The organism is Frankia sp. AgKG'84/4, from assembly GCF_023242965.2.
In the GTDB taxonomy this organism is placed as follows: Bacteria; Actinomycetota; Actinomycetes; order Frankiales; family Frankiaceae; genus Frankia.
Map to the genome: position 1 here is coordinate 1 of NZ_JALKFU020000092.1, position 13,264 is coordinate 13,264.

General features: G+C 72.7%; 11 protein-coding genes. 5 read left to right on the forward strand and 6 right to left on the reverse strand.

From position 1 onward, the window contains the following. Positions 1-17: 17 nt before the first annotated feature. Both MXD58_RS08760 and MXD58_RS08765 read right to left on the reverse strand, forming a co-directional pair. Positions 18-506, reverse strand: coding sequence for a GNAT family N-acetyltransferase (locus MXD58_RS08760; RefSeq protein ID WP_248838912.1), 489 nt, complete (start codon positions 504-506; stop codon positions 18-20). Positions 507-599: 93 nt separating this feature from the next. Next, on the reverse strand, positions 600-878 hold the full coding sequence (locus MXD58_RS08765) for a type II toxin-antitoxin system TacA family antitoxin (RefSeq protein WP_248838911.1): 279 nt from the start codon (positions 876-878) through the stop codon (positions 600-602). Positions 879-1,112: 234 nt separating this feature from the next. Here MXD58_RS08765 and MXD58_RS08770 point away from each other — a divergent pair, with 234 nt between their 5' ends. After that, complete coding sequence (locus MXD58_RS08770; RefSeq protein WP_248838910.1) at positions 1,113-1,958, forward strand: aldo/keto reductase; 846 nt, start codon at positions 1,113-1,115, stop codon at positions 1,956-1,958. A gap of 133 nt (positions 1,959-2,091) precedes the next feature. Here MXD58_RS08770 and MXD58_RS08775 read toward each other — a convergent pair whose 3' ends face one another. Both MXD58_RS08775 and MXD58_RS08780 read right to left on the reverse strand, forming a co-directional pair. Beyond that, positions 2,092-2,877 carry a DUF2705 family protein gene (locus MXD58_RS08775; RefSeq protein WP_248838909.1) on the reverse strand — a complete coding sequence of 262 codons (786 nt, stop codon included), beginning with the start codon at positions 2,875-2,877 and terminating at the stop codon, positions 2,092-2,094. Continuing rightward, the gene (locus tag MXD58_RS08780; protein ID WP_248838908.1) at positions 2,874-4,049 is read right to left on the reverse strand and encodes an ABC transporter ATP-binding protein; all 1,176 of its coding nucleotides are present in this window, start codon (positions 4,047-4,049) and stop codon (positions 2,874-2,876) included. The genes MXD58_RS08775 and MXD58_RS08780 overlap by 4 nt, the downstream gene beginning before the upstream one ends. Positions 4,050-4,505: 456 nt before the next feature. On the opposite strand from MXD58_RS08780, the gene MXD58_RS08785 reads away from it, so the two are divergent. Together MXD58_RS08785 and MXD58_RS08790 are read left to right on the forward strand one after the other, a co-directional pair. Further along, complete coding sequence (locus tag MXD58_RS08785) at positions 4,506-6,065, forward strand: PP2C family protein-serine/threonine phosphatase (protein WP_250609183.1); 1,560 nt, start codon at positions 4,506-4,508, stop codon at positions 6,063-6,065. Positions 6,066-6,112: 47 nt separating this feature from the next. After that, the gene (locus MXD58_RS08790) at positions 6,113-6,841 is read left to right on the forward strand and encodes a DUF4230 domain-containing protein (protein WP_248838906.1); all 729 of its coding nucleotides are present in this window, start codon (positions 6,113-6,115) and stop codon (positions 6,839-6,841) included. 109 nt (positions 6,842-6,950) lie between these two features. Here the strand turns inward: MXD58_RS08790 and MXD58_RS08795 are convergent, their stop codons facing one another. Together MXD58_RS08795 and MXD58_RS08800 are read right to left on the reverse strand one after the other, a co-directional pair. Next, positions 6,951-9,770 (reverse strand): non-ribosomal peptide synthetase, encoded by a 2,820-nt coding sequence (locus tag MXD58_RS08795; RefSeq protein WP_248838905.1) that lies wholly within the window; start codon positions 9,768-9,770, stop codon positions 6,951-6,953. Between the two features lie 720 nt (positions 9,771-10,490). Then, complete coding sequence (locus MXD58_RS08800; protein WP_248838904.1) at positions 10,491-11,378, reverse strand: exodeoxyribonuclease III; 888 nt, start codon at positions 11,376-11,378, stop codon at positions 10,491-10,493. 58 nt (positions 11,379-11,436) lie between these two features. Between MXD58_RS08800 and MXD58_RS08805 the strand changes: the two genes are divergently transcribed. Together MXD58_RS08805 and MXD58_RS08810 are read left to right on the forward strand one after the other, a co-directional pair. Then, positions 11,437-12,105: a RibD family protein gene (locus MXD58_RS08805; protein ID WP_374615842.1), complete on the forward strand. Its 669-nt coding sequence runs from the start codon at positions 11,437-11,439 to the stop codon at positions 12,103-12,105. 86 nt (positions 12,106-12,191) lie between these two features. Further along, positions 12,192-13,061 carry a DUF1206 domain-containing protein gene (locus MXD58_RS08810; protein ID WP_374615844.1) on the forward strand — a complete coding sequence of 290 codons (870 nt, stop codon included), beginning with the start codon at positions 12,192-12,194 and terminating at the stop codon, positions 13,059-13,061. Positions 13,062-13,264: the final 203 nt, after the last annotated feature.

Genomic DNA, 13,264 nt, shown 5'->3' on the forward strand with positions numbered 1-13,264 from the left:
GGCCGGACCGGCGCCGATCAGCCGCCGGCCGCCGCGCGCAGGGGCAGGGCCTGCAGGTGGGGATCGAACCGCACGGCGCGGAAACCGAAGTGGCGGTAGAACGCCCGTCCGTCCGGGCGCGACGAGTGGGCGAGCAGCAGGGGCAGTCCGACCATGCGGTGCACCGTCAGCGCCCGCATCACGGCGTCCCGGACCAGGGACGCGCCGACGCCGCGACCCTGGTGGCGCAGGTCGACGGCGAGCCTGCCGACGAACATCGCCGGGACCGGCTCGGTCGGCCGCCGCGACCGCCGGCGGGAGCCCGCTATGCGCTCCACCGCCGCCGTCGCCAGGCAGTAGTAACCTGCGACACGGTCACCGTCGAGGACCACGAAGGTGTTCGTCGTCCGTTCCTGCTGGTGGTCGAGAGCGTGGTGGCGCAGCCAGGCGTCCAGGGACTCGTCACCGCTGGTGAAGGTGGCCCGGTCCGGGACGTCGGTCAGGGCGCTGGGTCTGGTCAGGGGCACTGCGTGACATCCTTCTCGGCGGGGCCGCACGGACGGGCGCACGGTGGCGCGGGCCGGGAAGCTGCGCGGGTCGGGAGGCGGTCTGGTGGCGGACTACTCGGCGCCCGGCTCGTCGTCGAGCAGGCGGCGCAGCCGGGGAGCATCGGCGGGCGGGGACTCGAGCAGCGCCTCGAGCGCGCTCCAGTCCGTGTCCGGGACGAGGAACAGGCGCCGGTCGGCGAGCACCTCGCGGGCGTACCGCTTCATCGCCTCCGAGGCGAAGTCCTCGAGGGACAGACCCTCGCCCTCCGCGGCGGAGCGGATGTTCTCCGCGGAGTCCGCGGGCAGCGTTACGGCGAGTTTGTCGTCTCCGGCATCCCTGGCGGCACTCATGCTGGCAGTCTGCTCCCCACGCGGCCGACGGCGCTCGCCGGGTCTCCCGCGTCATCCTCGTCGGGCCGCGGCGTCGCCGGCCGACGGCTCGTTGGGCCACGGCGTCTTCCGGGCCGGCCCGGCTCAGATGGCCCGGCTCAGATGGCCCGGCTCAGACGGCCCGGCTTAGATGGCGCCCGCCACGTCTCCAGTGAACGCGACGTTCTTCCATCGTGACAGAAAGGTCTGCCCACCGTGCCGCCTTCGCCCGTTCCGACCGTCGCTCTCGCCCATGGCGCCCGGATGCCCCGGCTCGGTCTGGGCACCTGGCCCCTCGACGACGAGGGGGTCCAGCCGGTGCTCGAGCGGGCGGTCGGCCTCGGCTACCGGCTGATCGACACCGCCCACAACTACGGCAACGAGCGCGGTGTCGGCGCCGGGCTGCGTGCCACCGGGCTACCCCGGGAGGAGCTGTTCGTCACGACGAAGTTCAACAAGAACTCCCACAGCGTCCGCGGGGTGCGGCGGGCGGCCGAGCAGAGCGTGCGCCGGATGGGGATCGACTACCTGGACCTGCTGCTCATCCACTGGCCGAATCCCGGACGGGACCGCTACGTGGACGCCTGGCGCGGACTGATCGAGCTGCTGAAGGCCGGTGCGGTGCGGGCCATCGGCGTGTCCAACTTCAAGCCGGCGCACCTCGACCGGCTGCTCGCCGAGACCGGGGTCATGCCGGACGTCAACCAGATCCAGCTCGATCCGCGCCTCGCCCGGGTATCGGCCCGCGCGTACCACGCCGAGCACGACATCGTCACCGAGGCGTGGAGCCCGCTGGGTGCCGGCACCGGTCTGCTCGACGAGCCGGTGATCACCGAGATCGCGGCCCGGCACGGCCGGACCCCGGCCCAGGTGGTCCTGCGCTGGCACCTCGACCTCGGCCTGGTGGTCGTCCCGAAGTCGGCGAGCCCGGCCCGGCTGGCCGAGAACATCGACGTCTTCGACTTCACGCTGAGTGCCGCCGAGGTCGCGGAGATCTCCGCCCTCGACCGCGGCGCCGCGGGAGAGGCCGACGCCCTCGACTCGGACGTCTTCGGCCACTGACCCTGCCCCGCCGCATCGCCCTGCCCCGCCGCATCGCCCCGCCTGCCGCATCGCCCCGCCTGCCGCATCGCCCCGCCTGCCGCATCGCCAGGACACCGGCCGCTCCGGAGCGGCTGGCGCCCGCGCCGGGCGGTCAGGAGGTCATGTCGCGGCGGCGGAAGAAGACCATGGCGATGAGCACCATCGCCGCGCCGTAGAGCAGGCCGCGCAGCAGCGCCTCGGCGTACGGCGTGGCGTAGCTCGAACCGCCGTTGGAGATCTCCTGCATGAGCTGCACGGGCAGCCAGCCCCGAGCCGGTCGGTAGATTCGCGAGATCAGCATCTCCACCGGCAGGGCATAGGCGAGTGCCACCGCGATCGCGCTGGCCGGGCCGCGCAGCACGATCGCGGCGAGCACCCCGACCGCGGCGTAGCCCAGTGAGCCGAGGCAGAGGTTCAGGAAGCCCGCCCCGAGCGCGGCGGCCCCCGCCGCACTGGTCCACGCGGCGGTCGAGACCCCCTTGAGCGGCGCGAGCAGGAAGGACAGCGCCACCGAGGTGACCGTCGCGACTGCGACGACGAGGATGACGAACAGCGCCAGCGCGAGCAGCTTGCCGGCAAGCAGCCGGGCCCGGTGCGGCTGCGCGACGAGCTGGTTGCGCAACGTTCCGTGCCCGTGATCCCCGGCCAGGACGGCGGCGACCACGGACAGCGCGACCACGCCGAGCAGGATGCCCACCGCCTGCGCGCCCTGGATCAGGCCGTTGGGCTGGGACAGTCCGCGGGCGGTGACGGGGACGCCGTCGAAGTCGGTGTGGCCGACGGCGAAGAAGGTCAGCATCGTGCCGAGGACGGCGCAGCCGACCACCGCGCCGAGCGTGCCCAGCAGAAACCGGGAGCGCAGCAGCGGGACCCATTCGGCCCGGAATGCGTTGATCATGTGGCGCCCCCCCGGCTGTGAGCGGGATCGAGCCCGGTGCCGGGCGGTGGGACGCTGGCGTCCGGGACGGTGATGGGCTGGTCGGAGCGAAGGAGATCGCCGTCGATCTCGCCGGTGACGCGCAGGAACGTCTCCTCCAGGTTGGGCCGGTGCGAGCGCAGCGAGCGCAGGGCGATGCCGGCACCCATCGCGAGCCGGTTGAGGTCGGCGGCCAGGCCCTCCGGCCCGTGCACGGTGATGACGGGCTGGTAGTCCTGGCGTTGGCCGGGGTCCCGCGGGCCGGGCCGCAGGTCGATCTCGACCCGCAGGCCGACGTCGTGCAGCAGCGCGGCCAGCCGGCGGGCGTCGCCGTCATGCTCGGGCACCAGCGCGATGCGCGGATCCTCGGCGGCGAGCAGGTCGGTGACGTGCCCCTGGAACAGCATCCGGCCGGCATTGATCATGACGAGGTGGTCGCAGATCTGCTCGACCTCGGTGAGCAGGTGGCTGGAGACGAATACGGTCATCCCCGTCCCGGCGAGCTGGCCAAGCAGCGCGCGCATCTCCCGGATACCGGCCGGGTCCAGGCCGTTCGTCGGCTCGTCCAGGATCAGCAGACACGGGTCCGGCAGCAGGGCGGCGGCGATGCCGAGGCGCTGCTTCATGCCGAGTGAGTACGAGCTGAACCGGTCGTCGCCGCGTTCGGTCAGGCCGACCTGCGCGAGCACCGCCTCGATGCGGTCGCGGCGGCGCGCGCGGCGCCAGCCGCCGATGCCGCGCAGCGTGGCGAGCTGCTCGAGGTTGCGCCGCCCGGACAGCCCCGGGTGGAAGGTCGGACCTTCAATCATCGCTCCGACCCGGTGCAGGTAGCGGTCGGGTCGGCTGATGGGCTGGCCGAGCACGTAGCCACGGCCCGCGCTGGGGCGGACGAGGCCGAGCAGCATGCGCAGTGTGCTGGACTTTCCGGCACCGTTGGGCCCGACGAAGCCGGACAGTGCGCCGCGGGGCACCTGCAGGTCGAGGTGGTCGACCGCGCGCCGGGAGCCGTAGCTTTTCGTGAGGCCGCGAGTCCAGATCGCCGCGTCCGTGCGAGCGGTGCCGACGCGGCGTGGCGTCCGGCCTGCTGGCCTGGCGCCACCGCGTGGGGCCGGCCGGTGGGCACCCGCCGAGCCGGTGGGCGAACCGAAGGTCATCGTCGTCTGCTCCCAGCCTCGTCTCGGTCAGGCGTTCCGGTCAGCGCTCACTGCGCTCACGGCGTGTGCGCCGCCGTTCCTGATGAGGAGAGGACGCGGCGTTCCGGATCCAGGTTTTCCTACCCGGATTTCCCGGCGCCGCTCGCACGGCAGGCAAGGGAGCGGCGAAAGCGTGCAATTTTCCATCCGTCTGGTTGCTGTAGATAAAGGGTGAATTCCGGGACAACGCCTCGTTGAGGAAACGTGAATTCAGCTGGCTTCCTACGTTTGTCGCCCGGCCTGAATCGGCGCCGCCGGGGCGAGTGCGGCCGACCGATGGATCACCGGGTCGGATCCGCAGGTCATCCGGTCGATCGCGCGGATGGTCCGGCGACGTCCCCGCCTTCGGCGAGGCGGGCGGGATGGACCACAATCGACGATGTGGGCGAGACCGCCGGCCTTCGACGCGGCATCAGGGTGCTGACGTTGCTCGCCAGCATCGCGATCATCGCGATGCTGGTGCTCGCCGTGATCTCCGGGGTGCGGTCGCAGCATGCGGCGGGTGAACGCGGGCGTCATCTGGATCCCGCCGCGACGACCACCGCGCTGCTCCTCGCTGATTTCGTCAACCAGGAAAGTGCGCTGCGCGGTTACATCGTCACGAAGGACGTCGGCTTCCTGGCGCCCTTCGAAGCCTCCGACCGCTCGATCCCCAACCTCGACAGCCGCCTCGACACCCTCCTGGCCGACTTCCCCGAACTGCGCACGCGGCTCGCCGCGGTGCACACCGCCTACGGAACGTGGCGGCGCGAGGTGGTAGAGCCGGAGCTCGCGGCGATGTCCCGCGGCGATGTCGCCGGCGCCACCCGGGTCGTGCGGGCGAACGCCCGGCGTGACTTCGACGCGCTGCGCGGCCAGGTCGCCCGGCTCGCCGAGCAGATCAACACCGAGCAGTCCGCGGCGTCGGACCGGGTGGAGAGCGCCGCCGTTCTGCTGCTGAGCTCGCTCGGCAGCGCGGTGTTCGTTATCCTCGCGGTCCTGGTGACGATCACCGTCACCTCGCGCCGCTGGCTGCTGCGCCCCATCGGCGCGCTACAGCGGGCGGTCAACGCGGTGGCCGCCGGGCGGTACGACACCAGGATCCCGTCGGTCGGCCCCGCCGAGATCGTGGCGCTGGCCGCCGACGTCGAGACGATGCGCGCCCAGCTCGTCCAGCTGGTCCGGCAGAACGAACGGTCCTGGGAGGCGCTCGCGCAGCAGGGCCCGGCGGTCGTCGCGCTGCGCGACGCTCTCACCCCGTCGCGGCTGCACGCCCGGGATCTGATGCTGCACGGCCGGGTCGACCCGGCCCAGGGGGAGCTCGCGGGGGACTGGTACGACGCCGTGGAGCTGCCCGACGGGCGCGTCGCCGTCGTCATCGGGGACGTGTCCGGCCACGGCGCCGCCGCGGGCGTCTTCGCGTTGCGGCTCAAGCAGCTTCTGGACGCGGCGCTGAGCACGGGTGCCACCGCCGCGGCGGCCGTCGAGTGGGCGGTGGAGAACCTCGGCGAGACCGAGGAGATGTTCGCCACCGCGATCATCCTGGTCGTCGACCCGCGGGCCGGTGAGCTCTGCTACGTCAACGCGGGCCATCCGGACGGGCTGCTGCTGCGCCGGACACCGCAGACCCGGGCGGCCCAGCCCTCGACGACATCAGCGCAGATCGTGCGGCTCGGGCCGACCGGGCCGCTGATGTCCAATCTGCTGGCCGCCCCGGACGCCTGGGGGATCCACCGGCTGCGCCTCGAGCCGGGTGACGTCCTGATCGCCTACACCGACGGGCTCGTCGAGGCGCGCGACGCGGCCGGGCGGCAGTTCGGCGTGCACCGGCTGATCGCGGAGATCCTGCGCGACCCGGGGCGCGCTCCCGTGGCGCTGCTCGACGGTGCCTTCGAGGCTGTCCGCCGCCACGCCCCCGGCCAGCAGGGCGACGACCGCACGGCGATCGTCCTCGCCCGTACCGACCGCCTGGAAGAGGGTGCCGACACCACGTCGTGATGCCGACTACGTGCGTGGTTACAGGGATTTCGGGTACATCATTGACCATGAACGACGTGTCCGGCACGGACCGGCCCACCAGCTCCGCCGGCGCCGCCACCGAGAGCGCCACGCGGTCTCGGCGCCCGCCGCCGTTTCGCCTGCGCCCGCTGCGGCTGATCGCCACGATCCTGCTCGCCGTGCTCGTCGTCGGCCTCGTCGCGTTGGTCGCGGGCTGGCGCCCGAGCCTCAACCCCTTCAAGGAGCGCACGATCGACCGCAGCTCCCCGGCGGTGCTGCGCTCACTGGAGGATCTCAGCCAGTACCACGCGGCCGGTGCCCATTTCGAGGTCGTCGTCGACCTCGAACAGGACACCAAGTGGATTCCGTCGGCGCTCAAGGGTGAGCGGACGCTGTTCGTCGGCGTCGGCACGGTCGACTCGATGGTCGACTTCGGTCACCTCGACGCGGACGCGGTCACGGTGTCCCCGGATCGCCGTTCGGTGACCATCGAGCTGCCGAACCCCACCCTGTCCACGCCGCAGGTCGACCTCGAACACAGCTACGTGGTGGCCCGCCAACGCGGAGTGCTGGACCGCGTCGGCGGCCTGGTCGGTGGGATCAGCAGCGACAAGGCGCTCTACCAGAAGGCGTCGTCGAAGATGACCGACGCCGCGAAGGCCGACGGTCAGGTCACCGAGCTGGGCAAGAAGAACACGACGGCGATGCTGCGCGGCCTGCTCGGGGCGCTCGGCTTCACCAACGTCCAGGTGACCTACGCCGCCGACAAGCGCTGACCCGCGGGTTCCGTCCGCGCAGGGAGATCCGGCGCGGACGGAACCGCATTGCCGCCATCGAAGGTCGTTGTCGAAAGGCCGTCGCCGAAAGAAGGCCGCCGGGGCGGACTCAGCTGCCGGCGGCCTGTTCGGCGATCACCCGGTCGATCTCGGCGCGGAAATGCTCCGAAATCTTGATGACATGCGGCTCCCGCAGCAGATAGAAATGCTCGCAGGGCACGTAGTGGATCTCGTGCCGGCCGGTCAGGTAGGCCGACCAGGCGTCCTCCGGGTCCGGGTTCTCGGCGGACCGGTAGACGATCGTCCGCCCCGCCCAGGCGCTCGGCTTGTAGAAACGTTCCAGCAGCCGGCCGTGATTGAAGAACGCCTCGAACTGCTCCAGGCCGCCGAAGTTCACGAGGCCGGTGAGCGGAATCTGCGCCATCTTCTTCAGGGTCGAGATGTTGGCGAAGTTCGCCCGCTGCTCCGGCATCAGCCGTTGGGTGAACCGGGCCAGTCGGGACCGGTAGGTGCGGGTGTGGTCCTGTGCCGCGGGCCGCGCGCCGTCCGCGCCCGTGCCACCCGCGCCGCTGGCCGTGGCCTCGTCGTCCCCGTCGATCCGCAAGGAGGACGGCAGGTAGGTATCCATGATCGACAGCAGGCCCACCTCCTCGCCGGCGGCCGAGAGCTGCTGGGCGATCTCCATCGCGATCAGCCCACCCAGGGAGTGCCCGGCCAGCAGATAGGGGCCCCGCGGCGCGAGGATCCGGATGATCTCCAAATGGCGCCGCGCGGTCTTCTCGACGCTCCAGTCCGGGAAGCCGCGACGCTCCAGGCCGTGCGCCTGGAAGGCGTAGACGGGCTGGTCGTCACCGAGCCGGCGGGCCAGCGAGTGGAACCCCAGGGCGAGCGCGCCCGCGCCGGCGAAACAGAACAGCGGCGGGCGGCTTCCGGTGGTCCGCAGCGGCACGACGGTGGGATGGCGCGGCCCGGCCTGCTGGGCGAGGGACACCGCGTGGGCGAACGCTCCGAGCGTGGGGGTATCGACCAGGGTCGAGGACGGCAGGGTGACGCCGAGGCGCTCGGTGATGAGGGTGAGTAGCTCGTTCGCGGCCAGCGAGTCGCCGCCGAGCTCCATGAAGTCGTCTCCGACGTACACCTCGTCGAGGTCCAGCACCCGCAGCCACATGTCCGCGACGACGATCTCCCACTGGCTGCGGGGCCGGGCGGAGATCCGCGGCGCCGGCGGGGGCGGCAGCGCGCCGCGGTCGACCTTGCCGCGCTCGTTGCGGGGCAGCGCCGCCAGCGGCACGATCGTCGTCGGCACCATCCAGACCGGTAGGCGCTCGCGCAGCGCCCGGCGTACGCGCGCCGGCGACAGCGTGTTGCCGTTGACGGCCGGCACGATGTAGGCGACCAGGCGGTTCGGGGTGACCTCGCTGGTCACGGCGGTGACGACGGCCTCGGCGATCTCCGGCGAGCGCAGCAGCGCCGCCTCGACCTCACTGGGCTCCACCAGGTAACCGCGGATCTTCACGGCCGCGTCGCGGCGGCCGAGCAGGACGATGGTGCCGTCCCGTTCGAGCCGGCCCAGATCGCCGACGCGGCAGGTCACCCGACCGTCCGGCAGCGGGGTGAACTTCTCGGCCGTGAGCTCGGGATTCTGCCAGTAGCCCGCGGAGAGGTACGCCGAGGTCACCTCGATGGCGCCGGCCTCGCCGACGTCGGCGAACGACCCGTCCTCCCGGCGCAGGCGCACCTGTTTGCCGGGTGCGGGCCGGCCACCGGGGATCGTGCCCTCGGGCACCGGGGCGCCCGGGGAGATCTCGTGGAACCCCAGGGAGGCGATCTCGGAGGCGCCCGACCAGTTGACGTACGTGCAGTCCGCCGCGATGTGCGTGCGCAGGGCGTCGATGTCCCGGCCGTAGGCGGCCTCGCCGGCGGTGGCCACCATCCGCAGGCCCGGCAGTGACTCGCCGGCCTCGAGCACGCCGAGCAGCGCCCGCAGCAGCGACGGCGTGCTCAGCAGGGCGGTCAGGTTCTGCGTGATGATCCAGTCGGCGAGGCCGCGCAGGCCGGCTGAGCGCGGGTCGTAGGCGTACAGGCCGGCGCCGTTGAGCAGGCCGAACACCACGACGGTGATGCCGGCGGCGAACGAGTAGGGCAGGACCAGCGCCAGCCGGTCGCCGGGCCCGAAACCGAGGCGCTCGGCGCCGGCGCAGGCCTCGCTGAGGAACGTGCCGTGCGTCCAGACGACGCCCTTGGGCGCGCCGGTGGAGCCCGAGGTGAACACGATGGCGGCGGGCTCGTCGAGACGCGGCTCGGGCCACCAGACGGCATCGGACCCGTTCGCCGCGATCCACTCCGAGCCGTCGCTGGCCGCCGCGGCCAGGTCCAGCATCAGCCGGGGACCGTCGTCGGTGAACAGGCCGAGCAGCGCCGCGGCGTCGACCGTCGAGGCCGCCGCCGGGTCGGCGCCCGCCGCGCCGACCGGGCGCAGCCCGACCGTGGAGCGCGCCACGGAGGCGTCGCCGAGGTCGGTCAGCAGGGCGACGCAGCCGGCCTGCCGGATGATCTGCGCCATTCGCTCGGCGGGCACCATCGGGTCCAGCGGCACCACCGGCCGGCCGGTCTTCATCGCGGCGAGCAGGCCGAGCAGGCCGGGGACACCGTGCGGGAGGAGGGTCGCCACCGGGCCGAACTCGTTCGCGTCCAGCCGGCCGAGAATGGCGACGGCGATGTCATCCGTGCGCCGGTCGGCCTCGGCGAAGGTCATCGCCACACCGGGGGACACCAGCGCGGGGGTGTCCGGCAACCGGGCCGCGACCTCGCGGAACCGCGCCACCACCGAGGCCGGCAGCGCGTCGAGGTCCAGCGCAGGGAGACGGGCGTCGCTCCCGGGCGCGGCTACCGCCAGGGGCGCGCGCCGATCGCTGTCGTTCAATGCCACTCCTTCGTCCTGTGCTGCCGGCGCCGTCGGCCAGAAAGTTGGCCCACGGTGACGCTGCTTCGCGCCGAGGCGTCGGATGATTCGGTCGCGCGACCGGAGGGCAACCCGCCCTGGGTGCCCCGGTTGAGGGCCCTACCCGGGGCCGGGCCGGCGGTTGTGCCTGCGGGTGGGCGCCTGACGGGAATGGGCCGGCCTGGGTGAAACCGCCGGAGAAAGGTTCGACGCGCCGTAACCGTTCGCTGGATGGACACGAACAGCCTCCCCCGTACGCAGTCCGGCGTAGCGACGGACTTTATACCATGCTGGAGCCAGGCGCTTTAACGAGTCCATCCTAACCTGACGGAAGTGTCTGTTTACCCCCTGGTAATGACCGTCGGCAATCGGCCGGATGATTACCCGCGGTCGCCAGCTATTCCGCCTCGGGCTCGTACCGGTCACCCCCGGCGCTGGATCAGGTACGCCCAAATTCGTACGGGCGTGGGCCGACCGGCTTCTGGCGTGCGCCCACGCGCGACTCGACCTGGGTACGCGGGCGGCGCCGCGCGCCCCTGCGGCGGGCTCGCGCGGTGTCCCTCGCCCGATCTCCCCCGGCCGCGTCGATCATCACGCCCGGGGCGTGCGCCAGGCCGGGACCCGGGACTGCGGGCGTGCGGCGTGGAGGCGCGCGGCGTGGGGGCGTGGGGGCGTGGGGGCGTGCGGCGTGAGATCTGGGACGTGGGGTCAGCCGCGGCGCGGCGAGCCGGTCGCGGTGGAACGGGAGCTGGAGCGCCCGGATGACCCGCGGGCCGACGGCGGCGGAACCATGGGGCCCACATCGCCGTCCGGCGCGGTGTCGAGGTCGACGACGACAGGGGCGTGGTCACTGGTGCCCGTGCCCTTACGCGCGGCCCGGTCGACCCACACCGCGCGGACCCGCTGTGCCACGTCGGCTGTCGCCAGTGTGAGATCGATCCGCATCCCGTTGTTCTTCGGGAAGCAGAGCTGGCGGTAGTCCCAGTAGGTGTAGACGACGTCGTCGGGCCAGCGGGCCCGCAGGACGTCGGTCAGCCCGGCGTCGGTGAGCCGGGCGAGCGCGTCGCGCTCCGCGGGGGTCACATGCGTCGCGTCCTCGAACTGCGCCACGTCCCACACGTCCGCGTCGGTCGGGGCGATGTTGAAGTCCCCGAGCGTCATCAGCGGCCCGCGGGCGCTCTCCTCCACGACGACGTCGCGCAGCACGGCGAGCCAGGCCAGCTTGTACGTGTAGTGCGGGTCGTCCACGGTCCGCCCGTTGGGCACGTACAGCGACCACACCCGGACACCGTCACAGGTGGCGGCGACCGCCCGCGGTTCGGGTTCGGGGAAGCCCGGACCAGCGGGCAGGCCCCGGACGACGTCGTCGAGGCTGCCCCGGGACAGGATCGCGACGCCGTTCCAGCGACCGTCGCCGTGATGGGCGTACCGGTAGCCGCGCCGGAACAGATCCTCGTCGAACAGCTCGATGAAGGCCTCGTCCGAGAGCTTCGTCTCCTGCAGGCACAGCACGTCGGGCTCCGCGCGGTCCAGCCACTCGATCAGCCGGGCCTGCCGGGCCTTCGCAGAGTTGATGTTCCACGTCGCGATCCGCACAGGGGATGACGGTAGTCCCGCACCCGGCGGGGCCCGCGCACCGCTCCACCCGCGTGCGATGCTGCGCCGTGTGGAGACGAGCCCTCGGGCGGCGGCCCGCCTGCGCCCCTATGTCATCGCCAGCTGCGCGATGTCGCTGGACGGCCGGATCGACAACGCCGACGGGCCCCGGCTGATCCTCTCGGGGCCCGCGGATCTGGACCGGGTCGACGAGGTGCGGGCGAGCTGCGACGCGATCCTGGTCGGCGCGGGGACGGTGCGCCGCGACGATCCGCGCCTCGCGGTGCGCGACGCCGGTCGCCGGGCGGCGCGGGTCGCCGTCGGCCTGCCGCCGAGCCCGATCAGGGTCGTGCTGAGCGCGAGCGGCCGGCTCGCTCCCACCGCGCGGGTGTTCGCCGGCCCGGGAGAGGTCGTCGTCTACCGGGTGACGCCGGACGGGGGACCGGACCTGGACCTCGCCGAGGTGCTCGCCGATCTCGCCGACCGCGGTGTCCGCCGGCTGCTGGTCGAGGGCGGAACGGCGGTGCACACGGCCTTTCTCACCGCCGGGCTCGTCGACGAGCTGCACCTGGTCGTCGCGCCGTTCTTCGTCGGGGATCCGGCCGCCCCGGCCTTCGTGGGCCCGGGACACTTCCCGCACGGTGCCGGCGCTCCGCTGCATCTCGCCGAGGTCCGCCAGCTCGACGACGTGGTGCTCCTGCGGTACCTCGCCGCGCCGTCACGCTGAGCGTCGCGGTCCGTTTTGTCAGTACCGAGGGGGGAATCAGTCCCGCCTGACCACCCGGCCGGGTGGCGCGGGAGGGAGTGGTTCCAGTGGCGGTGCAGACCGGCGGCCGACTGCGGCAGGCGGTGCGCGGCGGTGGCCAGGCCGCGGACGGGGCGCACGACGCGGCGCACTCGGCCCGACACAGCCGCTTGATCGACATCACCGCCCGCATCGGGCTGGCCGGGCGCGGCCTGGTCTACGTCCTCATCGGCGTGCTCGCCGGTCAGGTCGCGTTCGGACTGAGCAACGCCCAGACGAACCGGGCTGGCGCGTTGGGCGAGATCAAGGACAAGCCGTTCGGCTCGGTCGTCCTCGTCATCCTCGTTGCCGGTTTCCTCGGGTACGGCCTCTGGCGGCTGCTGGACGCCGCCGTCGGCCAGCAGGACGAGAGCGACAAGAAGAAGCGGATCGCCAAACGGCTGGTCTGCGCCGGCCGCGGCGTGGTCTACCTTGCGATCGCCGGCAGCACGATCAGCTTCCTGGTGTCCGGCGGCGGCGGGTCGGGCGAGCCGGCGCCGTGGACGGCCCGGGTGATGCGCAACGACGCCGGCCGGGCGCTGGTGGGCCTGGTCGGGCTCGTCGTGGTCGGGATCGGCATCGGCATGATCGTCCGGGGGGCGAAGCGGAAGTTCGAGGAGAAGCTCAAGACCGGCGAGATGGGTGCCTTCGCCCGGAAGATCGCCAAGCCCGCCGGTATGGCCGGCTACATCGTGCGTGGCGTGGTCTTCGGGCTCGCCGGGGTGTTCGTGACCAGGGCGGCGATCGAGTTCGACGCCAAGGAGGCCAAGGGCCTCGACGGCACGCTGAAGACGGTGGCCGCGCAGGCGTACGGCCAGTGGCTGCTCACCCTGTGCGCCGTCGGCCTGGCGCTGTTCGGCGTGTACTCGTTCTTCGAGGCCCGCTACCGCAAGCTCTGACCCCGGTGGGCGGGTTGGTGAGCTTGCGCCCGTCGGGTGCCTTTTCGGCTGTGGGCGCCTGGTTGTCCGCGTAGCCTCCCTCCTGCCCGCCGCTCCGTCGGTGGACCGGCGGCCCGTCCGGGGCCGTCGGGTTCGCCGACCGCGGAGGCCGCTGGGTGCCCGAAAGTCAGGCCGGCCCCGCCGCCGTCGGCCCGGACCCGGCC